Genomic DNA, 25857 nt, shown 5'->3' on the forward strand with positions numbered 1-25857 from the left:
TATCCCGTCGGACCAGCCGAAATGTCAGCCGGTGTTGCGCATACCTGCGGCAATACCCGCCATGGTCACTTTCAGAGCTCGCTCCACCAGGTCCGGTACTTGCCCTGCGTCTTCGCCTTCCCTGTCCCGTCGCAACAGTTCAGCCTGTAAATAATGCAGTGGATCGGTGTAAGGATTACGTACCCGCATGGAATGGGCAAACACCGGCTCAGCCTGCAGTAACGAATCTTGCTGCTTGAGCGCTTTCACTTCGTCAACACAGACGGTCAGGCGCGCCCTGAGTTGTTCGCCCAAGGGACGCAGTGAGGGCTCGACCAGTGTTTGCTCATAATAGCTGGCAATGCGCAAGTCAGCTTTCGCCAGCACCATCTCAAGCATGTCGACGTAGGTCTTAAAAAACGGCCACCGCGCCATCATATCGCGCAACACCTCCAGGCGCCCACTCTCAGACGCTTCACGCAGGGCAACGTCGCTGCCAAGCCAGCTGGGTAACATCAGGCGCATCTGGGTCCAGGCAAAGATCCAGGGAATGGCACGCAGGCTTTCGACGCCGCCATTAGCTTTACGACGGGCTGGCCGACTGCCCAGTGCAAGCTTACCAAGTGCCTGTTCGGGGGTCGCCTGACGGAAGTACGGCACGAAATCAGGGTCCTCACGCACCACATGACGGTAGGCTTTCAGCGAGCGCTCTGTCAGCCAGTCCATCGTCTTCCGCCACTCCGGCTCAGGCCCTGGAGGCGGTGCCAGAGTGGCTTCGATCACCGCCGTCGTGTACAGCGTCAGACTTTGCTCCGCCAATCGTGGCAGGCCAAACTTGAACCGGATCATCTCACCCTGCTCGGTGATACGGAAACTGCCATTCACCGAACCTGGCGGCTGGGACAGTATCGCCCGGTTTGCAGGGCCACCGCCGCGGCCGACCGTGCCACCACGGCCGTGGAACAAGGTAAGGTGGATGTCGTATTGACTGGCCACTTCGGTGAGCTTCTCCTGAGCCTGGTATTGCGCCCACGCGGCCATCATCTGCCCCGCATCCTTGGCGGAATCAGAATACCCGATCATGACCTCCTGATGATCGTTGCAATAGCGACGGTACCAGTCCACTTCAAACAGTGCTCTCATGCTATCCGGTGCGCCCGACAGGTCGTCCAGAGTTTCAAACAGCGGTACTACTCGCATCGGGTTGGTCATCCCGGATTCTCGCAGCAGCAGGATAACGCTCAGTACATCCGAAGGTTTGCTGGCCATGGAAATCACATAGGAGCCCAGTGCTTCCGGTGTTTGGCCAGCGACAACTTCACAGGTCGCCAACACTTCCCGCACGGTTTCCGAGGGCGCCCAGTGCCTCGGAACCAATGGCCGGCGGCTGCGCAGTTCCGTCAATAAAAACCGCTGACGCTCGTCTTCACTCCAGGACAAGTAGTCCCCTTGCCCAATGTAATCGACTATTTCCGCCACGGCTTCTGCGTGCCGGGAAGCTTCTTGCCGGATATCCAGACGAATAAGCGGTAGCCCAAAGGTGTGAGCCCGACGCAAGGTATCCAGCAACGGGCCATTCGCTACGGTTTCAAGCCCGCAGTCGAGCAGGGATTGATAACACAGCTCAAGTGGATCGGTCAGGTCCTCATTCTCAAACAGAATGTCAGCATTGTCTGCGGGCTCACCGTTCACGCTCGCTTCGGCCCAATCTCGGGTTTTGATGAGCCGATCGCGAAGCTTGCCCAAAACGTCCCGGTAGGGTTCCCGACTGTCAGATACCGCCGCCTTCAGGGCATCGTTGGCCTGCCACATGGACAGCTCAGCCCGCAACGATTGGATATCCCTCAGATACAGATCCGCGGCCATCCAGCGCCCCAGCAGAAAGACTTTACGGGTAACTTGATGCGTGACGTTCGGGTTGCCATCGCGATCCCCACCCATCCACGACGCGATGCGAATAGGGGCGGCATCGACCGGCAGGCCTTGACCGGTGGCATCAACCAGAGAATGATCAAGACCCCTTAAAAACCGGGGCAATGCCTGCCACAAACTGTTCTCAATAACCGCAAAGCCCCACTTTGCCTCGTCCACAGCGGTCGGGCGATGATAGCGAATTTCATCCGTGTGCCAAGCCTCAGTGATCAACTGCTGCAGGCGAGCGATGGTCTCGTCGCGTTCGGCGGGCAACAGGTCATCGTGATCCAGGCGCCCGAGACAGTCCGACATCTCGTCGTACTTCATGATTAATGTTCGCCGGGCGACTTCCGTCGGGTGCGCGGTCAGGACAAACTCAATGTTTAAATCCGTTACTCGCCGGTGCAGCTCGTCCGCCGGTATGCCTTGCTCTTTGAGTCGGCCGAATACCTCACCCAACGATTCCACCATCAAATCCGACTGATGACCGCGTTTGCGGCGAATACCGTGGTACTGCTCTGCCAGATTCGCCAGGTTCAGGAACTGGTTGAATGCCCGGGTGACCGGCAATAACTGATCATCCCTGAGGTTTCTCAGCAAACTCACCAGACGCTGGCCAGAGCCACTTTCGTGTCGTCGGTCGGACTTGGCGGCCGCCCGAATTTCTTCAATTAAATCGAAACATTCCTGGCCAGGGTACCGACGAATACTTCGGCCCAGTAATTCTCCCAGCAAACGAACATTCTCTCTCAGATCCGGGTGCAGTTCTGTCACGAAGCATCCTTTTAAATTGACGAAGACCAAGTGTTATAACGATACTAAGGATTATCCGACTAAGTCTATGCACCATTCAGGTGTTGCTTAGCGAATAGGCCGGGCAGTGGCACCGTGTCCACCGTTTGCAAAGCCCGCCCGGCCCTCGATTTGTCTTTACAGGAGCATGCATGAAAGTTACTGATCTGCCCAAACACTGGGAAGCCAAGAAAGAGACGGTAGAACGAACCCACGATTACAATCTGCGTCTGCCACTGGAAGATGCTGCCCGGATTGCAGCCCTGGCCGAGCTTTATCCGGACCGCAGCGAAAGTGACATTCTCAATGACATGATTGCCGCTGCCCTGGACGACTTGGTTCGTCAAAGCCCACTCAAAGACAAGCTGAAGAATAAAGAGAACAAGTAACGGACAGCGGGAACACAAAAAGGGCGACCCACGGGCCGCCCTTTTTGTATTGAGGAGTGCATAACAAAATATACGGGGACCACACACTGTCTTTCCCGCACCAGGCCACACAGACAAGAATCGGGCACACTGGTCTGGCAGCAGGCCCAACGGTTACCTCACCACAACCAACCTTGGTTCAGCGAAGCCCTTTGCGATCAAGCGACCGATTCGAGCTGTCGCGTCTTAAGCCTTTGGATGTGCTTCTGACTGAGACTCACGAAACGAGGCGTCAGGCCCTGATCTTCATAAATTTCGAAGCCGTCTTCGTCGAATGCGACCACATTGGAGCCCTGCTCATAGGGGAAACTGGTTTCAAGCTCATCGAGCGCTGCTGAGACCAAATCCCGGATTAAATCCTGAGATGACTTCATCGGGTACAACGCCGCCAATTTTTCCAGCCGCTTGTGGTGCTGGTCAGACAGCGCCATAAAATACGCATCGCGGGTCAGTCGACCCCGGGCATGCTTATCCCAATACTTCACCAGATCTTTAATCTTCATGTCGTGCTGCTCCTGCTCTGTAACACCGGAGGGTATCCGGCCAGCGCTTGTTCGCGGCTCGTGACCGCAGTCAATCACTCTTGGTCCACTATTGTTACCCGAAGTGTAGACGAAGCCTACTCCCGAAATCCGGAAAAATGGTTACGGATTGTACCTACCGCCCGAGCTTCTGTAGCCCTCATTTACTCCCAGCTCAGCTTTTCCACGCCCTTAACGGATTTCCAGATCTGATCCAGCGCTTCCAGAGTTTCATCATCCATATCACGCCCCTCACCCGCCAGACGCTGCTCAACGGCGCGAAATCTGGCCTCAAACTTGTGATTGGTGCGCCGCAAGGCCTGATCCGGATTAACTTTCATAAACCTCGCCAGGTTGACACACACAAACAGCAGGTCACCAAGCTCATCTTCCACTGCATCCTGCCCTGTGGGATCCGATTGGGCGTTTTGCCAAGCCTCTTTGAGCTCGTCAAGTTCCTCGTGCAGCTTGTCAAACACGGGCTCAATCGTTGGCCAGTCGAAGCCATGGTGGGACGCCCGGCGTTGCAGCTTTTCCGCTCGTGCCATGGCTGGCAAGGTCGGCGCAATCCCGTCCAAATGACTTGCTGGCGCCCCAGTGCCTGTCGCCTTCGGAGCACTGGCACGTTCTTCTGCCTTGATGCGTTCCCAGTTAGCCTTGATGTCCGCGTCAGAAGGACGCTTCCCGGGCTCAACCTGGCTGTTCAGCGTGCCGTCCGGAAACACGTGGGGGTGGCGCCGAATCAGTTTGCGCACCAAATGATCCACCACGCCCTCAAAATCAAAATGACCCTGTTCCCGGCCCATCTGACCGTAAAAAATCACCTGGAACAGCAGGTCGCCCAATTCGTCCTTCAAATGCGGAAAATCGGATCGCTCAATGGCGTCGGCAACCTCCTGGGCTTCTTCCAGCGTATGAGGCACGATCGACCGAAACGTTTGCTTGGTATCCCAGGGACAACCGATCTCAGGGTCCCGCAATCGAGCCATAAGATACGTCAGGTCTTCGATGGTGTAAGGCATGAGCAATCCTTAAAAGCAGCAGAGCTTGGCTTGGCCCGGCGGTCTGGCTACACCCGCTTGCGCCGGACTTCCAGTATGTTTGGCAGATTTCGAATCTGGGCCAGCAGGCGGGCCAATTGCTCCAGACTGGAGATCTCAACAGTGACAACCATCGTCGCGGTATTGTCATCTGAATTTGAGAGGGTGTGCAGCGCCAATACATTGCTCTTTGACGAAGACAGCACTTGTGTAATATCCCGCAGCAGTCCAGAGCGGTCGTAGGCTTCGATTTCAATATCGACCGGATACACCGCTTCGGGGGTACCGCCCCAATTCACTTCAATAATGCGGTTCGGTTCAAACTCCCTCAGATGGAGGAAAGTCAGGCAGTCCTGTCGGTGGACCGTGACCCCCCGGCCGACGGTGATGTACCCGCCAATAGCGTCTCCGGGCAAGGGTTTGCAGCATTTGGCGACTTGGGTCTTGAGTTTGCCAACGCCCTGAATCTGGATATCGGAATCGGTGTCGTAGTGTTTGTTCCGGTTACCGGTTAGTTTCAGGTCCAGTTGTCGGGTTTTGGGTTCCAGCATCTGCTGGGCCAGGTTGGCCACATGGGTTGGACGAAGGTCACCCGCGCCGACGGCGGCGTACATGTCTTCGGCGTTGCGGCAATTGACCTTAACCGCCAGTTCGTTCAGGTTCACGTCGTGAATCGACAGACGCTTAAACTCGTCGTCCAGAATGGCGCGGCCGTCAGACACATTACGGTCCCGATCCTGCTCTTTGAACCAGTGCGTCACCTTCGCTCGGGCTCGGGACGTCTGTATGTAGCCAAGGCTGGGGTTAAGCCAGTCACGACTGGGCGCAGGGTTGTTGGAGGTCAGGATAAACACCTGATCGCCGGTCTTGAGTGCGTGCGTCAGCGGCACAATACGGCCATTGAGCCGGGCCCCACGACAAGCGTGTCCGACCTCCGTGTGAACCCGGTACGCAAAATCGACCGGCGTGGCGCCCTGGGGTAAATCGACGACGTGGCCTTCCGGTGTAAACACATAAACCCGGTCTGAGGTAATTTCACCCTTGAGCGGGTCCTCAAGATCATTCAGGTCACCAAGGTCCTCCTGCCAATCCAGAACCTGGCGCAGCCAGTTAATCTTGGCATCGTAACCGGTCGACCGGTTGCCTTTATCCGTACCTTTATAGAGCCAGTGCGCGCAGACGCCCAGCTCCGCTTCCTCGTGCATTTTACGAGTACGGATCTGAACTTCCATGACCTTGCCTTCCGGCCCGATGACGGCGGTGTGCAGCGACTGGTAACCGTTTTCCTTGGGGCTGGCGATGTAGTCATCAAACTCGTTGGGAATATGCCGCCACAAACCATGAACAATGCCCAGTGCGGCGTAGCAGTCTCGTACTTCCGGCACCAGAATGCGCACGGCGCGGACATCGTAGACCTGGGAAAAGTCGATACCCTTGCGACGCATTTTTCGCCAGATGCTGTAGATGTGCTTCGCCCGACCGGCAAGGTCACCGTCGATGCCCGCGCTCTTGAGCTCCGTGCCCAGAGTATCCAGCACCCGGCGAATGTAGCTCTCTCGGTCGAGCCGCTTTTCATCAAGCAACTTCGCTATCTTTTTATACGCAGTCTCATGCAGGTAGCGAAATGACAGGTCTTCCAGTTCCCACTTAATGTGGCCAATACCCAGACGCTGGGCAAGCGGGGCATAAATATCAAACACTTCGCGGGCAACGCGCATGCGCTTGTCCGAAGTGACATCCTTTACCGCTCTGATCGCGCAGGTGCGCTCCGCGAGTTTGATCAACGCGACCCGAACATCGTCGATCATGGTGACCAGCATTTTTCGGACGTTATCCAACTGGCCCTGGCTCTGCCCCAACACCGAGCCCTTCAGGGGATGGTGAATCGACGAGATGGCCGCCATCTGCTGCACACCGTCGATCAGATTGGCGATCTCATCGCCGAATTCGGCGCGCACATCCGCCAGCGGCATGCGTTCTTCGCGCACTGCACGGTAGAGGATGGCCGCAACCAGGCTGGCTTGATCCAGGTGTAACTCGACCAGAACCTGAGCCATTTCAATGCCGGTTCGAAAACTGCTGGCACCCGGTGCCCAGAGTCGGTCTTCCCGAAAGGCTTCGAGATCGATCGCCGCGCTTTTCTCACACGCACGCCGGAATTGGTCAACATCCTCAAGATTTGTTTGCGCTTGAATCTGCCGAACCCAGCTTTCTATATCAACCCGGCCATCTGGCGTCACTGCGTAATCTTCGCGAACTTTTACCATGCCACTTCCGTTTATCCGAACCTGTTACACCCGGGTTACCGGTGCGTGTCTGATTCTTTTGGTTGCTCCGACGTGCTTTCGACTCGGCTCCATCTTGACCCTATGCCCGTTCGAACAGTGCGATCGACTCAACATGGGTGGTATGAGGGAACATATCCATGACACCGGCCCGCACCAGCCGATAACCGTTCTTCACCATGACCCCGGCATCACGGGCGAGCGTCGCCGGATTACACGAGACATAAACGATACGCTTTGCCCCAAAGGCTGCAAGATACTCGCACACCTCCTGGGCACCGGATCGCGGCGGGTCAATCAGGATTTTGTCGAAACCTTCGGCTGCCCATGTTTCGGCGGTAAAATCGCTTTGCAGGTTAGCGCCAAAAAATCGGACATTCGACAACCCATTGAGTTTTGAATTTTCACGCCCGCGCACGACCATGGATTCATCGCCTTCAACCCCCACAACCTGACCCGCCCCACGGGCTATTGGCAAGGTAAAATTACCTAAACCGCAAAATAGGTCAAGCACCCGGTCCTCAGGCTGCAAATCGAGCCAGTCGACGGCGCGCGCTACCATGGTCTGATTGATGCTGGCGTTGACCTGGGTGAAATCCATCGGATGAAATTTCATGGCCAGGTCAAAAGCATCAAGACGGTAATGCAACCAGTCTTCGCCTTCTGCCGGCCAAATGCGATGCACCGTGTCCGGGCCCTTGGGCTGCAGATAGATATGCAAATTATGAGCCTGACCGAAACCGATCAACGCCTGATGATCCGGCTCGGATAGCGGCTCCATGTTGCGGAACACCAAAGCGGCATCATCATCGCCACACGCCACTTCTATCTGAGCGATGGTTTTGTGCGCCGCCAGCCCGTACAGCAGCTCGCGCAGGGCCGTGATGCGGTCACCAATGCGAGGGTCCATGACGTCACAACGGGTAATATCGGTCAGAAAGGTGTTGCGCTTCTCACGAAATCCCACCAGAACCGAATTGCGCTTGGGGACGAAACGAACACCCAACCGGGCCTTTCGGCGGTAACCCAGGGCGGATGACCGCAACGGGGGCTCCCAATGATCCGGTGCTATGCCTCCAAAGTGCGCAAAATTCTCTTGTAACGTCCGCTCTTTGAACTGAATCTGAGCATCCCCACTCATATGCTGAAGACTGCACCCACCACACAGGTCGGCGAATTCACACGGTGGTGTTATCCGATCCGGTGCCGCGTCATGAATCTCCAGGGCCCGCAACTCATCAAATTTGCTCCGGGAACCGATGACTTTGGCAGACACGGTTTCACCGGGCAGCGCACCGTCCACAAACTGGATTTTTCCATCCCGATAGGCAATACCGCGGCCATCATGACTCAGTTTTTCAATGGTGCATCGAACCGGCTCGATCGGCAGGCGCTTCACCCGTCGTCTACTCATATTTTACTCTCAATCATTGGATAGCTGGCGACCCAGTCAGGCACTTGGGAAGACACCGGTGGATAAATATCGATCGCCCCGATCACAGATAATGGCCACGATCACCGCGTTTTCAACCTGCTCTGATAGGCGCAGAGCGGCGGCAATGGAACCACCGGACGAGACGCCACAGAAAATCCCTTCTTTTGTCGCCAGTGCTCGCATGGTGTTTTCGGCTTCCTCCTGACCGATATCCAGCACTTCATCGACCCGGGCCGCATCAAATATTTTGGGCAGGTACGCCGCCGGCCAGCGGCGTATGCCGGGAATGGACGCGCCGTCTTTAGGTTGCAGGCCAATTATCCGGATGTCCGGGTTGCGCTCTTTCAGGTAACGGGAAACCCCCATGATAGTGCCGGTGGTTCCCATTGAGCTGACGAAATGGGTAACCCGGCCTTTGGTTTGCTCCCAGATTTCCGGCCCTGTGGTGCGATAATGGGCCAGTGGATTGTCCAGGTTGCCAAACTGATCCAGCACCATACCCTGGCCTTCCGCTTGCATTCGGTCAGCAAGATCGCGAGCGCCTTCCATACCCTCATCCTTGCTCACCGTAATGATCTCGGCACCATAGGCTCGCATGGCCGCTCGACGCTCTTCGCTCATGTGCGCCGGCATGATCAAAACCATGCGATAGCCTTTGATGGCCGCCGCCATCGCCAGTGCTATACCTGTGTTGCCACTGGTTGCCTCAATCAAGGTATCCCCGGGTTTGATATCGCCCCTGTTTTCAGCTTCCTGGATCATGCTCATGGCGGGGCGGTCTTTGACCGAACCGGCCGGGTTGTTGCCTTCAAGTTTCGCTAAGATGACGTTGCTGGTTTGGCCTGGAAGCCGCTGCAGCCTTACCAGTGGGGTATGGCCGACAAAGTCTTCAATGGTGGGAAAATGCATGGATGACTCGCTCCTGAATATCGACACATGGAATCGCGGTTGGGCGTCCTGTGATACACTCTGGTTTCGCATCATACGCGTAACGGCCACGGTCTCCCAATACAGCTTATCGCTATAAAAATGACCAAGGGCTATAACCGAAACTGAGCGCTGGCTCGGAACGCTTGGTTTTTATTCTGACATGGACGATACCCGGTGATGACGGGCCGACAGGCTTGACTGGGCGAACTCAGGAATTATGTCATGCGCCGCTGGGGCATTCGCAAAAAAGTGTTGGTGGTCACGCTGGTGCCCACGCTGCTTACCACCATGATGCTCGGTGTGTTTTTCACCTACAGCTGGGTAAGCAATATTGAGCAATTGCTACGCGACCGCGGTGACTCGCTGTCGCGCCAATTAGCGGCCGGCGCCGAATACGGCATGTTTACCGCTAACCGAAGTCTTCTCAACAGTCTTTCCAACGCCTTGCTGGAAGAGAAAGACGTCCGGTCACTGACCTTCTTCGACGCTAACCGCAAACGCATCCTGCACTCCGGGCCCAGCCGCAATCAACAGGTGGAGGGCAGGTTTCTGGAGCGCCAGGAGACCATTCGCCAGGCGGGCGAGGACAGCAGTCTGTTTCTGGCGCCGGTCTATCTGCAAGACCTGATGCTTGAAAGCATGATGGAGCTCGAATCCCGCAATACCGCCCCCAGCGCCACGGCGCCTATTGGCTGGGTCGCGGTCGAAATGTCACACCTCCGGACCGACAAGGAAACCTATAAAGCCCTGCTGATCAGCCTGCTGCTGATATTGGCCGGGGTTGGTATTAATGTCCTGATCGCATTAAAAATGAGCCGATCGTTCACCGACCCGGTATTCGAATTGAACCGGGCGGTTGCACGCCTGAAAGAGGGCAAGCTTGATACTCGCGTTTATACCAAGGCGGGGCCGGAGTTTGAACAGCTCGAGTCCGGCCTCAATGCCATGGCTCAGGAGCTCAGCAAGGCTCAGGCTGAGATGCAACAGAACATCGACCAGGCCACGGAAGACTTGCGGGAAACGCTCGAGACCATCGAAATACAGAACATTGAACTGGATTTCGCCCGCAAAGAAGCACTGGAAGCGAGCCGCATCAAATCCGAATTCCTGGCGAATATGTCCCATGAAATTCGCACACCGCTGAATGGGATCATTGGCTTCACTGAATTGTTACTGAAAAGCTCCTTGCCGAAGCCACAGCGGGATCACCTCAATACCATTCGGAAATCGTCGGAAATCCTGCTAACCATCATCAACGATATTCTGGACTTCTCCAAGATTGAAGCCGGCAAACTGATTCTTGACCGAGTCCCGTTCCAGCTCAGGGACATTATCGAAGACGTCATGATGATGCTGGCACCGGCTGCCCACAGTAAAAATCTGGACCTGGTACCTCTGGTCTACCATGACGTGCCCGACAACGTTGTCGGCGACCCGCTCAGAGTGAAGCAGGTCATTACCAATCTGGTCAATAACGCCATCAAGTTTACCCAGACCGGTGAGGTGGTGCTCAGGGCCAGCCTGGAAGAAGAAAACATTGAGGGACATCGTGTCACCTTGCGGCTGAGCATTACAGACTCCGGCGTGGGCTTATCGCGGGCACAGCAACAGAGCCTGTTCAACGCCTTCAGTCAGGCGGATGCATCGACGGCCCGACAGTACGGAGGCACTGGGTTAGGGCTGGTAATATCCAAGCGCCTGGTGGAAGAAATGGGGGGTAAAATAGGACTGGACAGTGAGCTGGGTAAGGGTTCCACGTTCTGGTTTACTCTGACGTCTGAACTGTCCTCAGGCTCAGAGGCGCCCTCCCCTCGCGATGGTCTCAACGGGGAGCGAGCCATTTACCTTGAGTACCAAAGAACTTCGGGTCTGGCGGTGGAACATATGCTCCGCGACTGGGGCGTGGATGTGGACCGTGTATCGACGCCGGCAGATCTTCTGGAGCATGTCGAAATCGCTCAGCAAAACCAGAGCGGCTATGCCGTCGCCATTATTGGTATTACCCGACACTTGTTGAACTCAAGCCAGTACCGGGACCTCCTTCGAACACTTGAAGTTGACTGGGACTGTCGCACACTGCTGCTCACACCGACACTGGACACCCATGATGCCGGGTTGTCTGGACTGGCAACCGGTCATATCACCAAACCGGTTTGTCGAGAACCGCTCTATGACGAGCTACTGATGCTGATGCATGGCATTAACAATCAGGTCGTGCCGATCCACCATGAAGAACGTTCGACCGCAATACGTAACTCGCCCCTGCCAAGAATCCTGGCGGTGGACGATAATGAAGCCAACCTGAAACTGGTGCTGACCCTTTTACGCGACTGCAATATCCCCGCCGAGGGCGCGGCCAGCGGGTTTGAAGCCCTGAGCAAGGCTCGCCAACAAGGCTTTGATCTGGTGTTCATGGACCTCCAGATGCCGGGCATGGATGGTGTCGAGACAACGGAAAGGCTTCGCAACCTGGATGATAAAGCACATAAAACCCCCATTATTGCCTTGACTGCCCACGCGCTCGCCGACGAGCAGGAACGCTTGATGCAGCAAGGCTTTGACGGCTACCTGTCAAAGCCGGTCAGCAGCCGTCAGTTACTCGATACCATCCGCGACTACACGGGATTTCATCACTTGGGTACAGGCGCAGCAGGCCGCTCCGTTCCTGAAGTGCGGGACACTCGCCGAAGTGTTCGCCCTTCAACGCGCCAAAAACAAAAGGTTTGCGTGAATGTTGATGAGAGTGTGAGACTCGCGGCGGGAAAGGCCGACCTGGCTGAAGAGTTGTTCAGTATGCTGCTGGAGCAGTTGCACCCCGACTTGGTGGCCGTGCGATCCTTATGGCAGAAACAAGATTTCAACAGCTTGCTGGAATGCATCCACAAGCTCCATGGCGCTACCCGCTACTGCGGTGTGCCCGAACTTCGAGTGGCGGCAGAAAACATGGAAACCGCTTTGAAAAGATCGGCCCCCGAACTGGAACAAACCAAAGACGATCTGCTTGCCGCCATTGAACGACTTGAAATCTGGAGCGAACAAACCGACTGGCAACAGCTGTTTCGAGATCGGGCTGGCGCCAAGAAACACCAGGGCGCCACAGAATAGGCGCCCTGGTTGATTCTGTTACGGACTTAAATGCGGACCTCTCGCCCGGTCAATGACTGACCGCATATCCCGAACGGCCTCTTTCAGACCCGTAAACACCGCCCGTGCGATGATGCTGTGGCCTATATTGAGCTCATTGATGCCCGGTATTGCTGCCACCCGCTCGGTATTGTGATAGTGCAGACCATGACCCGCATTAACAATCAGCCCGCGTTTGCGAGCGTACGCCACGGCATCCAGGAGGACCTTGAAGGCTTTTTCTTCAGCCTCGGGTGTGTTTGCCTCAGCGTATTCCCCGGTGTGCAATTCAACCACCGGCGCGCCGCAGCGGACAGCGGCATCAATTTGGGCGGGGTCGGGGTCAATGAACAGCGATACCTCGGCCCCAATTCGAGCCAGCCGTTCACAGGCTTTTGCGATTCGTGCTTCTTGCCCGTCCACATCCAGACCGCCTTCGGTGGTCAGCTCTTCCCGCTTTTCCGGCACCAAACACACACACTGCGGCCTTACCTGCTCAGCAAAGACAATCATGGCGTCGGTCACGGCCATTTCCAGGTTCATCTTGGTGTTAAGCATGTCACGCATGAGCAGCACATCCCGCTCCTGAATGTGCCGGCGATCTTCCCTGGGATGGATGGTAATACCATCCGCGCCGGCTTCTTCCGCCAACAATGCGGCCTGGACAGGGTCCGGATAGCGCGTGCCTCGGGCTTGACGCAACGTCGCCACATGGTCGACATTCACGCCAAGCAAAACTCTAGGATTCATTGGATTCTCCTCGACCATGACTAAACAGACTACGACTGTGCAAGGGGCGCCCTTGCATCAGGTGGTCAACCAACACGCGCATCACGCGTTTGGCGAGCCGGCGGCAAACAGGGGATTCCAGATCGCCCTCCGACAAAGCCAATAGCACGTCACCCCGCAATCCGTTGAGCCTCGTCGTATCGGAAGGATGGGCAACGATGCCCTGCTCGGGATCATAACCATAAAATCCGGCAGGCTCTACCGGGCGGCCGGTATCAGTGGATTCAGACCACTGAAAGCCCAGCCCCATGGCCTTGGCAAAGGCCCATTCAAACCGCCTGAGTACCGGCTCAATGTCCTGGGCTTCCGATAATGCCCGCAGTGTTTCAATGTAGTTTGCGAATAATTCGGGATGAGGGTCGCCGACCGGCAATACTCGTTGTAGCAGTTCGTTAATGTAAAGCCCGCTGTACAAGGCGTTGGTACGACGCAGCACAGGCCCCTGTCGAACATCTGTCTGAGTCAGGGTTTTGAGTTCACCACGGCCTTGCCAGTTAAGCAGCAAGGGCTGAAACGGCTGCAGCTGAGCCTTCAGCGGGCTTTTGGCCGAATGCCCACCCCGCGCCACCAGTGTTATCCGGCCGGCATTGAGGGCAAACACGTCAACCAGCAAGCTGGTTTCCCGGTAGGGCCGGCGGTGTAACACATAAGCGGGTTCCTGCATGGCTGAACCCGTCATGGTCACCTCAGAAGTCGTTCATGCCCAGGCTTTTCAGTGCTCGGTCACTGTCAGCCCAGCCGCGTTTGACTTTTACCCAGAGTCGCAGCATCACCTTGCCACCGAATAGACGCTCCATGTCCTCACGGGCGTCTTGCCCAATGCTGCGCAGACGATCGCCTTTATCCCCTATGACAATTTTCTTCTGGCCTTCCCGCTCAACCAATATCAGCGCAGACACATTCAAAATTTTGCCTTCGTGACGGAATTCCTCAATCTCGACCGCCACCGAGTACGGCAGCTCCGCGCCGAGTTGGCGGGTGATTTTTTCACGCACCATTTCCGAGGCCAGGAAGCGTTCACTCTTGTCGGTGATCTGGTCGTCGGGATAAAAATGCACACTCTGTGGCAAAAACCGTCCCACCGCTTCTTCCAGCGGCGCCAGGTTGACCCCCTTCAGTGCGGACATGGGAATCACTTCGGCAAAATCACGTTTTTTCGACAGCATGTCCAAGTGGGGCAGCAACGAATCGCGATTGTCGATTTTATCCACTTTATTGATTGCGAGAATGATCGGACAGGCGAGCTTTTCGAGCTTCTGCAGCACCATCTCATCCGCGGTGGTCCAGTTGGTCTGATCCACCACAAATACCACCACATCCACGTCCACCAACGCCGACGTCGCCGCTCGATTCATGTACCGGTTAATGGCACGAGGTTCCTCCTCATGCATGCCCGGCGTATCAACATAAATTGCCTGCAATGGACCGTCGGTTTTGATGCCCAGCACCTGATGACGGGTCGTTTGCGGTTTGCGGGAGGTAATACTGAGCTTCTGCCCTAAAATATGATTCAGCAGCGTCGACTTCCCCACGTTGGGGCGTCCTACAATTGCCACGAATCCACACCGACTTTCCGGGTTTTCCGGACGCGTAATATCATTCATCATTCATTCTCCACGCCCAGCGCTTTTAGTGCATTACGAGCAGCCTGCTGCTCGGCAATGCGTCGACTACTTCCAATACCACTGGTCTTTCGATCCAACGAAGGCAATGCACACGACACATGGAACGTCTGGGCATGGGCTTCGCCATCGACAGATATCACGTCATACTGTGGCAGCGGGAACTGGCGAGATTGCAAATATTCCTGCAGACGCGTTTTGGGGTCTTTTTGAGTATCCTGAAGGTTCAGATTCTTTAGCCGCTGCTCAAACCAGCGAAGCACCTGGGACCGACAGGTGTCAAAATTGCTGTCCAGGTAAATGGCGCCAATAATGGATTCCACCGCGTCGGCAAGAATCGAGTCGCGCCGATAACCACCACTTTTCAGCTCTCCCGAGCCCAGGCGCAGGTACTGACCCAGCTCAAACTCGCGCCCAATTTCCGCCAGCGTCACACCTTTTACCATGCGCGCCCGCAACCGGCTCAGTTGCCCTTCTCTGGCTTTCTCAAACGTCAGGTACAGAGCCTCTGCAATGACCATATTGACAATCGAGTCGCCCAAAAATTCAAGGCGTTCATTGTTGTCATTGCCAAAACTACGGTGAGTTAAGGCCAACAGCAGGCGTTCGGGGCTATTGAACTGATACCCGATACGTCGTTGGAGCTGATCAAGGTCTGGCGATGAACTCACGTACCCGACATCTCATAGGCATGCTGAAAGTGCACTACTGCATCGACATTACCGACAATGCCGGTCCGGACTTCGTAGTCGACATTGATGCGAATTTGCTCGCCGTCGGCTTCCAGCTTAATCGATTTGGGATCAAACTCGCGCACGTTATTAACCAGTAAACGCTTGTTTATCAGTTTGCGAACATCGCCAACCGTCATGGTGGATAATCCCTTGGTGCCGTCCAGGCCTTCTAATGCTTCCTGAATCGTGATGTCATCCAGATAGATGGGACCCAGCTTGATGACCAATGACAGCAGACTGCCAAAAAACAAAACGATGACCAAGACGCCAAGCGTTGAAGCGCCTCGCTGTGACGACATGGACAAGCGGCCTGATTTACTCATTTTATTACCCCTGTTATTCAATATAACCAACACGATCAAAGCTTGGCAGGCTTGGCAATGATTCTAGATGCATCCAGATAGCAAACGCCTTACCCACCACCATCTCGTCAGGCACCATGCCCCAGAAACGACTGTCATTGCTGTTGTCGCGATTATCGCCCATGGCAAAGTAATGACCTTCCGGCACGATCCATTCGCCTTCGCCGGCACCATTGCGACTGCCCATGGTGAGAAAGATCTCATGCCCCACATCGCCCAGTTGCTCACGCTGCAACTCCACCGGAGGCAGCGACGCCACAAACTCCGTCGGCACTTGCTCACCATTGATATACAAAGTTTTATTGCGGTAGCGAATGTGATCGCCGGGGAGGCCCACCACCCGTTTAATGTAGTTGGTTTCACCGTCTTTGGGGTACTTGAAGACCATGACATCGCCACGCTCGGGATCCCCCAGACTCACGACCTTGGTGCCGGCCACCGGCAACCGTAATCCGTAGGCGAATTTGTTGACCAGAATAAAGTCGCCCACCTCGAGTGTCGGCAACATGGAGCCCGAAGGAATCTGGAAGGGCTCGATCAAGAACGAGCGCAACACCAGCACAATCGCAAGAACCGGAAAGAACGAACGACTGAGATCAATCAGGTAAGGCTCTTTCTGAGTCTTTGCGTCTTCATCCAGGCCCGCGGGGACAATGCCACCCTCTGCCGATACCCGCGCCTCACGACGCGCCCTCAAAAACAAAACATCCGCCAGCCAGATCAGGCCGGTTGCAAAGGTCAAAACGACCAGAATCAGCGGGAAATTAATATCCATCAAAACGCCCTAGTTATCGACTTTCAGTACGGCAAGGAATGCTTCCTGAGGCACTTCCACATTACCCACCTGTTTCATGCGCTTCTTACCTTCTTTCTGTTTCTGCAATAGCTTTTTCTTACGACTGACGTCGCCACCGTAACACTTCGCGGTGACATTCTTGCGCAGTGCCTTGACGGTCACGCGGGACACCACCTGGTTACCAATGGCGGCCTGGATGGCAATATCAAACATCTGACGTGGTATCAGCTCTTTCATTTTATCCACCAGCGCCCGACCCCTGAAATTTGCCTGGTCCCGGTGAAGGATCAGCGCCAGTGCATCAACTCGTTCCCCGTTAATCAAAACGTCCAGGCGAACAAGGTTGGCGGTCTGAAACCGCTTGAAATGGTAATCCAGCGAAGCAAAACCCCGGCTCACGGATTTGATCCGGTCAAAGAAATCCATCACCACTTCTGCCATCGGCAGCTCGTACGTGAGCTGAACCTGACTGGAGAGGAATAGCATATTCTGTTGGACGCCGCGTTTTTCCTCACACAATGCAATGACGTTGCCCAGGTGTTCCTGCGGTACCAGAATGTGCGCTTCCACAATAGGCTCACGCATTTCCTCCACCGATCCGATGTCGGGAAGTTGTGAGGGGTTGGCCACCATCATGGTTTGCCCCTGTTTGGTAACCACTTCATAGCTCACCGTTGGCGCGGTGGTTATCAAATCAATATTGTATTCGCGCTCCAGCCGTTCCTGAATGATTTCCATATGGAGCATGCCCAGAAACCCACAACGGAAACCAAACCCGAGCGCATCAGAGTTTTCGGGCTCGAAAAACAGTGAAGCGTCATTGAGTGTCAACTTATCCAATGCATCGCGAAAGCCTTCGTAATCATCGGACTGGATTGGAAACAGCCCCGCATAAACCTGAGGTTTGACCTTTTTGAAGCCGGGAAGGCTGGGTGTAATGTCCGCGGTCTTTTGATGGGCGATGGTGTCGCCAACCGGTGCACCATGAATATCCTTGATGCCGGCCACCACAAACCCCACTTCACCGGTCGCCAGGATGCCGGTTTCAGTCGGTTTGGGCGTAAAAATGCCGACCTTGTCGGCGTTCCAGGCACGGCCGGTCGATTTGATCAGGATCTTGTCGCCTTTTCGCAGTGTGCCCTGCTTGATTCGTACGAGCGAGACAACACCCAAATAGTTATCAAACCAGGAATCGATAATCAGCGCCTGCAGGGGACCATCGATATCACCGGTGGGGGCAGGCACCCTGCGAATCAGATCTTCGAGCACGTCAATGACACCCATACCGCTTTTCGCACTGCAGCGAACCGCATTGGATGCTTCGATTCCGATAATGTCTTCAATTTCCTGCGCGACACGCTCCGGCTCGGCTTGCGGCAAGTCCATTTTGTTCAGCACTGGCACAACTTCGAGCCCCTGCTCAATGGCGGTGTAACAATTGGCCACCGATTGGGCTTCCACTCCCTGACCGGCGTCCACCACCAACAAGGCACCTTCGCAGGCGTACAGCGAGCGCGAGACTTCGTAGGAGAAATCGACGTGTCCCGGGGTATCTATCAAGTTGAGCTTGTACTCATGGCCATCCTGGGACAGGTATTTGAGCGTCACACTCTGGGCTTTGATGGTAATGCCCCGCTCACGCTCAATGTCCATGGAATCGAGCACCTGCTCGGCCATTTCACGGTCACTCAGGCCACCGCACATATGAATGAAGCGGTCAGCCAATGTGGATTTACCATGATCAATATGGGCGATGATGGAAAAATTGCGGATACGGCTCAGTTCAGTCACAGACAATGGGTACTCACGTAAGACAACGATGCATTCCGGACATACCGTGTGAACGGCAAACCAGGCGTGTAATTCAACGGCGTGATTTTACCGGTTGTAGCCCGCCATTGCCATGATCACGATGTCAGGGCTCTTTCATGCTGCTGGACCAAAAATCCAATCAGTGCGTCTTCATTCAACGGATAACTGAACAGATTACCCTGGCATTGGGCGCACCCAGCGGCTCTGAGGAAGCTCAACTGTTGAGGCGTTTCCACACCTTCAGCGATCACAGTGAGGCGTAGCTTTTGTGCCAGGGCAATGACGGCGGAAGTCACATCGGTGGCACTGTTATTATAGGGAATGTCCCGAATGAATCGGTGGTCAATTTTCACCGCGTCCAGCGGTAAACGCTGAAGCGATGCCAGCGAGCAGGCGCCGGTGCCAAAATCGTCAAGTATCAGGCATACCCCGATATCGTGGAGCGCCCCGAGCACATCCCACAACATTCTCGGATCGTAATTCAGCAACTCTGCGGGCATTTCCAATTCCATCCGCTCCGGCGCCACGCCGGTTTCGGTAATGACCTGTCGGAACATGTCCAGAAATCCCGGATCAATCAGTTGCTTCACGGAAAAATTAACGGCCACACGCAGCGCTTCAAAGCCCGCCCGCTCCAGTGCCTGAATCTGAATACAGGCTTGCCGAAGGGCCATTTCCCCCAACCGGATAATGAGTCCGGACTCCTCGGCAAGATTGATAAACTGTTGTGCGGGAATCAACCCTTTTTCAGGGTGCTGCCAACGCAAGAACGCCTCCACACCGATGACCCGTTCATTCACCAGGTCAAATTTGGGTTGGTAATGCAACACAAAGCGGTCTGCATCCAGCGCATTGGCCAGTTCTTCCTGTTGCAACAGACGCCGGGCGGCCTGAATGTTCAAGGCCGGGGTGAAGAACTGGCAGTTGTTTCGGCCTCGCTCTTTGGCCCGATACATTGCCAGATCCGCGTACTTCATCAGAACGCCAGGGTCTTCGCTGTCGTGGGGGATCATCGTGACACCAATGCTTGCGGTCACGCCGACGTCATGTTCCTGCAACCGCACGCGTTGACAAAGTCGGCGCAAAACCAGTTCCGCAACCTTCGCCGCAGCCTGCGGACCGGTAATACTCGACAGCAAAACCACAAATTCATCACCCCCGATCCTTGCCACCGAGTCTTCTTCACGGACACAACCGGTTAGCCAGCGCGCGACATGGGTCAGGAGCATATCGCCGACATCGTGCCCCAGAGTGTCGTTGATTTGCTTAAACCCATCCAGGTCGATGAACATCAGCGCCGCCGGTTCACCGGTGCGACGACTGCGCCGGACCGTGTGCGCCAGGCGATCACGAAACAGCTGGCGATTGGCCAGCCCGGTGAGCGGGTCGTAAAACGCCAGTCGGTGCAGTTCGGACTGAGCGGTTTTGAGCTCCGTCATATCGCGCAAACTCAGCACCACCCCGCCAACACCCGGCTCATCCAACATTGACGTGTAGGATCCTTCCATATCACGCCAGCCACCCTCAACATCGCGGACCCGGGCACGCATCACTGGCAACGCCCGGCCCGGCGATGTCAGGGCTTGCTCAAAGCTTGCCAGGAGCTGGGGCCAGTCATCGTGGTGAACCATTGCCTCCAGCTCAAATTCGTTAATCTGTTCGGGTGCAAAACCGAGAATATGTTCACAGGATGGACTCGCGTATAGCGGCTCACCAAGACGATCCAGAACCAACGTAACGTTGCTGGCTCCCTCGGTAATGGCGCGATAACGGCCAGCACTCATTTGGGCCTGTAATCTTGTTCGAATCAATGTCAGGAAGAACGCGAACAGCAACAGACTCACGAGCACGCCAGCTGCCAGCACGATCGCCGGGCGCGGGTCGGAAGCGCGGTAATCGAAAGCCGGGGTGGAACGGGTTTGCAGCAGCCAGGTTTGCTCACCATGGCGAACCTTCTGGTTCATGGCGAAGGTGTAATCGTCTTCCAGCGATCCGAGATTGGAACCGTACATTCGGGCTTCCCGCATCACGACGTCACCATCGTAAATGTGCACGTCCAGGAAGGGGGAGATAAGGCCGACGATGCCGTCCACCAGGTTGTTCATCCGAAAGGCACTGAAAACGAATCCCTGAAGCCGTGAGCGCCGCTCATTCAAGCTGTCGGGGATAAAATTGCCGGCATACACCGGGTGGTACATGAGAAAACCGGCCTGGTCGTCATCAACCTCTTCCTGCACCAACACCACTTTACTCGTCATGGTGGGTGCGCCGGCATCACGTGCCAATTCCATGGCCGACCGATGCACCACATCTTCAAAGGCATCATAGCCATAAGCCCGCTGATTTTGCGGGGTACCGGGTTCAAGAAAAACAATGGGGAAGTATTGATCGCGCACACCCGGGGGGTGAACCTGATAATCGGCCACACCCTGTTGGCGAATACTGTCGGTATGACTGCGCAGGTCCTGCTGCGTTATCCGGGCGGTATATCCGATGCCCTGAATACCCGGATAATATCGCTCAATATTGAGCCGAGTGACATACAACTGCCACTCGCTTCGATCCACCCCGTCAGCAACTGCAAACAAACCGGCGCTGCCTGCAAGAACCTGTTCGTAATTAAGAAGACGCTCTTCAATAGCGGTCTTCAATTGCATGGACTGGGTTTTGAAACGGGCTTCCGTGCGGTCTTTAACCAGTTGCACCGAAAACAGCCACAGGGCGGCGGTCATTGAAAGACTGACAAACAGAAGCAACCAGGCCAGGCGGGCATTCTGAAGTCTCAGCAGTTGTCGTAGTGTTACATCCTTGGTATTCATCATCGTTGCGGGTCCGGTCCGTGGCCTGAGCCTGTTTAACGCCGACAGAGTATAGCAAAAAGCCCTGCCGTGTACCTGCCACGAAGCTGACCGAACGGTGGCCGCCGGTATCACTGGCCGGCGGCCCTTTTGACCAATGCCTTAAGGCTTCATCACCAGATAGGTCGCTCGCCCCTCCCTGATCACTCGCACGGACACCGCCTTGTCCTTCGGCAGGCTGGCAACCGTTTGCTGAAAATCGGCAACGGATTGTATTTTCTTGCGATTAAGCTCGGTAATGATGTCATTGGGTCGCAAACCCGCATCCAGGGCCGGCCCCCGGACAACATTCGTCACCAATACGCCCGCGTCTATACCCAAGGCTGACTTCAGTTCTTCGGTCAAGGGCTCGACCACCAAGCCGAGAGGGCCACCAGATGAATCGGGACTTTGCGGTGCTTCTCTCTGCGCACTTTCATCAACTGGCAACCGGCCTATGACCACATCAATATCGATGTATCGCCCCTCACGCAGCACCTCCAGCGTCGCGGTTTCGCCCACAGGGGTACGACCAACCATGGGCGGGAGGTCAGACGACAGATTCACAGGGTCGCCGTCGTACTCCAGCACAATATCACCCGCCTCCAAACCGGCTTTCTCGGCTGGCGATCCGGCCATGACCTCAGCAACCAGCGCGCCTCTTGGCCGACTCAGGCCAAACGACTCTGCCAGATCACGATTGACTTCCTGAATCAGCACCCCGAGCCAGCCTCGGGCTACCGAGCCCTTGTCACGAATCTGCCTGAAGACATTCATCGCTTCGTCGATCGGAATCGCGAAGGATACGCCCATAAAGCCCCCGGACCGGGTGTAGATTTGCGAGTTAATGCCGACCACCTCTCCGTCCAGGTTGAACAGGGGGCCGCCGGAATTACCCGGATTAATCGCCACATCGGTCTGTATGAACGGCACATAGTTTTCACTCGGCAACGCCCGGCCAACAGCACTCACGATGCCGGCAGTGACCGTGTAGTCAAAGCCAAACGGTGAGCCTATGGCGAGCACCCACTCCCCCGGCTCCAGATCTTTGGAGCGACCTATGCGAACCACGGGCAAGTCCTCATCGTCCTTTATCTTGAGGACCGCCAGATCCGACCGCGGGTCAGTGCCAATCAAGACCGCAGGCAATTCCCGGCGGTCACTGAGGCGCACAATGATTTCATCCGCACCTTCCACCACATGGTTGTTGGTCAGCACGTAGCCATCCCTGGACACAATAAACCCGGATCCCATCGAACTGATGGGCGCCTGGCGCCTGGGATTTCTCTGATTAAATGGCGACTGCGGACCGCGGAAAAAATCCTGGAAAAATTCGGGAAGCTGGTCAAGCTGATCTTGGTTGAACGGCAATCCGCCGATCTGACCGGCCCGTTCCTGTGTGGTGCTGATGTTCACAACGGCGGCTGAATTTTCTTTCACAAGATCGGTAAAGTCCGGCAGGCTGCTGGCCCGCGCGGATACCACCGCAACACTGAAAACCATGACCAGCATCAACCCCAATGCAGTGATGCGCCTGCCCATCGATCCTTTCCAATGATCACGATTTATCAATAACATCGCACACTCTCCTTCAACGGTAGTTCGATTTCTATTCTGTTCCGCCCCACAACGTTTTCAACTTAATAAATCGTAGGGTCAATGGACTGTTTTTCAATACGAAGCAATTGTGGTCGAAAAAACTGCCCGTGATGCTTCTGTTGCCGATGCACCACCACGAACCCGAGCCCCATGCCCAGCCCCGACAAGACCAACGCCCAGCCATCCGACGATGGCGCCAACTGGTGTCCGGCCACGGCCCCCACAACCAGGAAAATCAACGGTAGTGCATACACCAGCAAGGACGCCCGCAACAATGCCGACTCCTCAATTGCAAGCGTGACCACATCCCCGACACGGGCACCCAGGACATTGTCGACCAAGACTTGATTCGCTCTGCCGGCAGTGACACCAGCGAGGACTCTTTGGCCACAACCCTGTTTGGCGCTGCAGGTGTTGCAGGCACTCAGCTGGATGGTCTGGACCCAGAGCTGATCGCCTTTGATGGCAACGACACGTCCGTTTTCAGTGATCACTGCCGGGCTCCCGAATCGCAAGTGCATCGTCAATATCCACCGCTTCAGCCACGCGCATGGCTGTCGCAGGCGGAATCTCGCCAACCACTGTCACCAGCAGATCGCGCCCTCGTACATCCACCCGTCGCATGTAGGCGGTCGTGGCACCGATTCGGGAAGCACCTGTTGGCATGCTGACCTGCCCCTCCGGTTCTACAAACACCGAAAACGCAGCCAGGCCATCGGAGAACGCGATCGCCTGCCCGTTGCCCGCGCGCGGGGCCGCAGCCGGCACGAAGCCATCAGGCCGCCACGTCAGCCGCCAGCCATCCATGCGAGGCGTGGTCATAGCCAAGGTTTGAGGCGCCAGTTTGCGCTCGACTTCTGTGCCATGGGATTGCACTTCAAACTCGTGATCTGGAAGGCTGTCAGTAATTTCAAGACTGGTGAACTGAAATCGTTCAAGGACCTCATCATTGCTGCTCCGAACATGGCTCTTGACCAGCAACCCGGTCTCCTTTTCCAGCCATAAACGGTAGCTGTAACGATGTTTATCCCTGGCATTGAGTGCAACGACCGCGACCGGGTAGCCTGCAATGCGGTCATCATTAAGCTTTTCAGGGACATACCACCGACTGATCGGGATCAGCTGATGGGTAAAGGCCTCGGCAAATGGGCCCGATGGAATTACTTGGTCCAATTGAATCCGGCCGTGGTCAGGCAAGACACAGTAGACGCGCATTCCCCGTCTAACGATCTCACCGTTCTTGCCATCCTGTTGCACCAACCGCTCCTCAACCTGGCCGTTATGGTAACGGTGAGCCACTTGCATGGTACTGACCTGATCGCCTCTGGCGTAAACAAACACCCCGCGATAGCTGGTCATATTAATGGCAGGGCCCAACCGCTTCAGCCAATACTCGGCAGAGTCTTGCTCCGCCGCACCGACCCAGCCTGACAACTGCAGCAGCAACACCACCGACAACCAGCGCATTGGACGTCTCCGAACCGTAATCAGGTATTTACCCAAGCCTGTTCTGTTCATACCGCATCAGCGCCCGGTGCCTGAAACACTGGCTAGCCGAGCGTATCCAACCGCCCCACGACCAGCCCCGACACTGTTGTGTTGGGCATGTTCAAGCAGGTAACGGCTGAGGTGTTCCCATTGTTTGTTATCGAGTTTTTGCAGCGCAACTTCCGGGATCTGATCCGAAACCTCACCCGCGTCGGTCACCAGTAGCGTCGCTTCTTCACCGGTTCTCGAAGAATCCGTGGCGGCTATCGAGGTGGCCGACTTTGAATCCCAGCCAGCGCCGAGGCCAAAACCAATGACCAGCGAGACCGTGATCATCGCAACCGCAGGCCAACGCCAGGTGGCCACACTACGTCGTTGCGCTAGACGGTCGGCACCCGCCGCCAGAGGCGGAGATTCGCCAAACAACGATGCTTGCACCTGATGGCTGACATCAATCTGGCTTGTCAGCGCCGGTTCTTCGTGCATTAATTCCCGAACTTGCTGCCAACGCTGCCACTGACCTCTCAGGTCGCCGCTGTCAGCTTTGGACAACAAACGACGCACGGACAGCTCATCCGCCTGATCATCCATCATTGCTGACAAGGTTTCTTTCAGACGATCATCCATCGGACGCAACCTCGTTCCACACTCGATGTATTTGCCACCTTTCAGGCGGTCTGCACGTATTGTTGATCATGTGTTGTCCAACATCGGGCCCAAATGACGATCAACCGCATCACGAGCCCGAAAAATACGCGAACGAACAGTACCAATCGGGCACTCCAGGACACGCGCAATGTCGTCATAACTCAGGCCATCGTACTCACGCAATAAAAACGCGGACCGGAGCTCCTCGGGCAATGCCGCAATGGCCATCTGCAGTGCCTTTTGTAATTGCTCGCGCTGCAGCATCCGGTCTGGGGACGCATTATCGCGAAGCCGGCCACCGTCATCAAAATTCTCCGCGTCAGAGGGATCCGCACTGCCCTGTGGGCGACGCGCTCTCGACTCCAAATGATTTTTCGCGGTATTAACGGCGATGCGGTAGAGCCACGTGTAAAATGCACTGTCACCCCGAAACCGATCGATCGCCTTGAATGCTTTGACGAACGCCTCCTGGGTCAAGTCCATCACATCCTGATTGTCGTAGATGTACCGGCTTATAATGGCCGCCACCCGTGACTGATACTTGATTACCAGCAAATCAAAAGCGGCACGATCACCACGACGCACCTTGTTGACCAATTGAAGGTCAGTCTGACTTTCGGCGTTGGTTGCCGTATTGAGACCTGATTCGGGAGCCATGGGTGAAATAACCGGCCTTCGACTGTGTAGGGCCTCGCGGCCAAGCTGATACTTCTTCAGTGACGT

The 25857-nt window shown here is 55.7% G+C and carries 21 protein-coding genes; 2 read left to right on the forward strand and 19 right to left on the reverse strand.

Translation table 11 applies throughout. The features are described from left to right. Nucleotides 1–24 precede the first annotated feature (24 nt). Entirely contained in the window at nt 25–2667 is a 2643-nt protein-coding gene (gene ppc, locus GRX64_RS17335; protein ID WP_166269049.1) for a phosphoenolpyruvate carboxylase, read from the reverse strand. Between the two features lie 170 nt (nt 2668–2837). Between ppc and GRX64_RS17340 the strand changes: the two genes are divergently transcribed. Next, complete coding sequence (locus GRX64_RS17340) at nt 2838–3074, forward strand: hypothetical protein (RefSeq protein ID WP_166269050.1); 237 nt, start codon at nt 2838–2840, stop codon at nt 3072–3074. A 197-nt stretch (nt 3075–3271) separates the two neighbouring features. Here GRX64_RS17340 and GRX64_RS17345 read toward each other — a convergent pair whose 3' ends face one another. From GRX64_RS17345 to cysM, 5 genes are all read right to left on the reverse strand, one after another. Then, on the reverse strand, nt 3272–3616 hold the full coding sequence (locus tag GRX64_RS17345) for a pilin assembly protein (RefSeq protein ID WP_166269051.1): 345 nt from the start codon (nt 3614–3616) through the stop codon (nt 3272–3274). 182 nt (nt 3617–3798) lie between these two features. Then, the gene (gene mazG / locus GRX64_RS17350; protein WP_166269052.1) at nt 3799–4656 is read right to left on the reverse strand and encodes a nucleoside triphosphate pyrophosphohydrolase; all 858 of its coding nucleotides are present in this window, start codon (nt 4654–4656) and stop codon (nt 3799–3801) included. A gap of 47 nt (nt 4657–4703) precedes the next feature. Continuing rightward, nucleotides 4704–6941, reverse strand: coding sequence for a GTP diphosphokinase (gene relA, locus GRX64_RS17355; RefSeq protein WP_166269053.1), 2238 nt, complete (start codon nt 6939–6941; stop codon nt 4704–4706). 100 nt (nt 6942–7041) lie between these two features. Beyond that, nucleotides 7042–8373 carry a 23S rRNA (uracil(1939)-C(5))-methyltransferase RlmD gene (rlmD, locus tag GRX64_RS17360; protein WP_166269054.1) on the reverse strand — a complete coding sequence of 444 codons (1332 nt, stop codon included), beginning with the start codon at nt 8371–8373 and terminating at the stop codon, nt 7042–7044. Nucleotides 8374–8409: 36 nt separating this feature from the next. Then, nucleotides 8410–9303, reverse strand: a complete 894-nt coding sequence (cysM, locus tag GRX64_RS17365; protein ID WP_166269056.1) for a cysteine synthase CysM — start codon at nt 9301–9303, stop codon at nt 8410–8412. Between the two features lie 243 nt (nt 9304–9546). On the opposite strand from cysM, the gene GRX64_RS17370 reads away from it, so the two are divergent. Then, nucleotides 9547–12429, forward strand: a complete 2883-nt coding sequence (locus GRX64_RS17370; RefSeq protein WP_166269058.1) for a response regulator — start codon at nt 9547–9549, stop codon at nt 12427–12429. An 18-nt stretch (nt 12430–12447) separates the two neighbouring features. Here GRX64_RS17370 and pdxJ read toward each other — a convergent pair whose 3' ends face one another. The 13 genes from pdxJ to rpoE form a co-directional block, all read right to left on the reverse strand. Continuing rightward, complete coding sequence (gene pdxJ / locus GRX64_RS17375; protein WP_166269060.1) at nt 12448–13197, reverse strand: pyridoxine 5'-phosphate synthase; 750 nt, start codon at nt 13195–13197, stop codon at nt 12448–12450. Beyond that, complete coding sequence (recO, locus tag GRX64_RS17380; protein ID WP_166269062.1) at nt 13187–13915, reverse strand: DNA repair protein RecO; 729 nt, start codon at nt 13913–13915, stop codon at nt 13187–13189. The genes pdxJ and recO overlap by 11 nt, the downstream gene beginning before the upstream one ends. 7 nt (nt 13916–13922) lie before the next feature. Next, the gene (gene era, locus GRX64_RS17385) at nt 13923–14840 is read right to left on the reverse strand and encodes a GTPase Era (protein ID WP_166269298.1); all 918 of its coding nucleotides are present in this window, start codon (nt 14838–14840) and stop codon (nt 13923–13925) included. After that, nucleotides 14840–15529 carry a ribonuclease III gene (gene rnc / locus GRX64_RS17390; protein ID WP_166269063.1) on the reverse strand — a complete coding sequence of 230 codons (690 nt, stop codon included), beginning with the start codon at nt 15527–15529 and terminating at the stop codon, nt 14840–14842. Before rnc ends, era begins: the two co-directional genes overlap by 1 nt. Next, on the reverse strand, nt 15526–15915 hold the full coding sequence (locus tag GRX64_RS17395) for a DUF4845 domain-containing protein (RefSeq protein ID WP_166269064.1): 390 nt from the start codon (nt 15913–15915) through the stop codon (nt 15526–15528). Before GRX64_RS17395 ends, rnc begins: the two co-directional genes overlap by 4 nt. A gap of 13 nt (nt 15916–15928) precedes the next feature. Beyond that, nucleotides 15929–16729 carry a signal peptidase I gene (lepB, locus tag GRX64_RS17400; protein ID WP_166269065.1) on the reverse strand — a complete coding sequence of 267 codons (801 nt, stop codon included), beginning with the start codon at nt 16727–16729 and terminating at the stop codon, nt 15929–15931. 9 nt (nt 16730–16738) lie between these two features. After that, nucleotides 16739–18541, reverse strand: a complete 1803-nt coding sequence (lepA, locus tag GRX64_RS17405) for a translation elongation factor 4 (protein ID WP_166269066.1) — start codon at nt 18539–18541, stop codon at nt 16739–16741. 116 nt (nt 18542–18657) lie between these two features. Next, nucleotides 18658–21384, reverse strand: coding sequence for a bifunctional diguanylate cyclase/phosphodiesterase (locus GRX64_RS17410; protein ID WP_166269067.1), 2727 nt, complete (start codon nt 21382–21384; stop codon nt 18658–18660). A 138-nt stretch (nt 21385–21522) separates the two neighbouring features. Then, complete coding sequence (locus tag GRX64_RS17415) at nt 21523–22941, reverse strand: DegQ family serine endoprotease (RefSeq protein WP_166269068.1); 1419 nt, start codon at nt 22939–22941, stop codon at nt 21523–21525. 98 nt (nt 22942–23039) lie between these two features. After that, nucleotides 23040–23492, reverse strand: a complete 453-nt coding sequence (locus GRX64_RS17420) for a SoxR reducing system RseC family protein (protein WP_166269069.1) — start codon at nt 23490–23492, stop codon at nt 23040–23042. After that, a complete protein-coding gene (locus tag GRX64_RS17425; protein ID WP_166269070.1) occupies nt 23482–24465 on the reverse strand; it encodes a MucB/RseB C-terminal domain-containing protein in 984 nt (327 codons plus the stop codon). The genes GRX64_RS17420 and GRX64_RS17425 overlap by 11 nt, the downstream gene beginning before the upstream one ends. A gap of 57 nt (nt 24466–24522) precedes the next feature. Then, on the reverse strand, nt 24523–25113 hold the full coding sequence (locus GRX64_RS17430; RefSeq protein ID WP_166269072.1) for a sigma-E factor negative regulatory protein: 591 nt from the start codon (nt 25111–25113) through the stop codon (nt 24523–24525). A 66-nt stretch (nt 25114–25179) separates the two neighbouring features. After that, a complete protein-coding gene (rpoE, locus tag GRX64_RS17435; protein WP_166269074.1) occupies nt 25180–25791 on the reverse strand; it encodes an RNA polymerase sigma factor RpoE in 612 nt (203 codons plus the stop codon). Between the last annotated feature and the right edge of the window lie 66 nt (nt 25792–25857).

The organism is Marinobacter caseinilyticus, assembly GCF_011074955.1.
In the GTDB taxonomy this organism is placed as follows: Bacteria; Pseudomonadota; Gammaproteobacteria; order Pseudomonadales; family Oleiphilaceae; genus Marinobacter; species Marinobacter caseinilyticus.

Bases quoted from the DNA above. Each gene is read 5' to 3' on its own strand.
- GRX64_RS17340 (WP_166269050.1), top strand. From the start codon at position 2,838: ATGAAAGTTACTGATCTGCCCAAACACTGGGAAGCCAAGAAAGAGACG.
- GRX64_RS17345 (WP_166269051.1), bottom strand. From the start codon at position 3,616: ATGAAGATTAAAGATCTGGTGAAGTATTGGGATAAGCATGCCCGGGGT.
- mazG (WP_166269052.1), bottom strand. From the start codon at position 4,656: ATGCCTTACACCATCGAAGACCTGACGTATCTTATGGCTCGATTGCGG.
- relA (WP_166269053.1), bottom strand. From the start codon at position 6,941: ATGGTAAAAGTTCGCGAAGATTACGCAGTGACGCCAGATGGCCGGGTT.
- rlmD (WP_166269054.1), bottom strand. From the start codon at position 8,373: ATGAGTAGACGACGGGTGAAGCGCCTGCCGATCGAGCCGGTTCGATGC.
- cysM (WP_166269056.1), bottom strand. From the start codon at position 9,303: ATGCATTTTCCCACCATTGAAGACTTTGTCGGCCATACCCCACTGGTA.
- GRX64_RS17370 (WP_166269058.1), top strand. From the start codon at position 9,547: ATGCGCCGCTGGGGCATTCGCAAAAAAGTGTTGGTGGTCACGCTGGTG.
- pdxJ (WP_166269060.1), bottom strand. From the start codon at position 13,197: ATGAATCCTAGAGTTTTGCTTGGCGTGAATGTCGACCATGTGGCGACG.
- recO (WP_166269062.1), bottom strand. From the start codon at position 13,915: ATGACGGGTTCAGCCATGCAGGAACCCGCTTATGTGTTACACCGCCGG.
- era (WP_166269298.1), bottom strand. From the start codon at position 14,840: ATGAATGATATTACGCGTCCGGAAAACCCGGAAAGTCGGTGTGGATTC.
- GRX64_RS17395 (WP_166269064.1), bottom strand. From the start codon at position 15,915: ATGAGTAAATCAGGCCGCTTGTCCATGTCGTCACAGCGAGGCGCTTCA.
- lepB (WP_166269065.1), bottom strand. From the start codon at position 16,729: ATGGATATTAATTTCCCGCTGATTCTGGTCGTTTTGACCTTTGCAACC.
- GRX64_RS17410 (WP_166269067.1), bottom strand. From the start codon at position 21,384: ATGATGAATACCAAGGATGTAACACTACGACAACTGCTGAGACTTCAG.
- GRX64_RS17415 (WP_166269068.1), bottom strand. From the start codon at position 22,941: ATGGGCAGGCGCATCACTGCATTGGGGTTGATGCTGGTCATGGTTTTC.
- GRX64_RS17425 (WP_166269070.1), bottom strand. From the start codon at position 24,465: ATGCGCTGGTTGTCGGTGGTGTTGCTGCTGCAGTTGTCAGGCTGGGTC.
- GRX64_RS17430 (WP_166269072.1), bottom strand. From the start codon at position 25,113: ATGGATGATCGTCTGAAAGAAACCTTGTCAGCAATGATGGATGATCAG.
- rpoE (WP_166269074.1), bottom strand. From the start codon at position 25,791: ATGGCTCCCGAATCAGGTCTCAATACGGCAACCAACGCCGAAAGTCAG.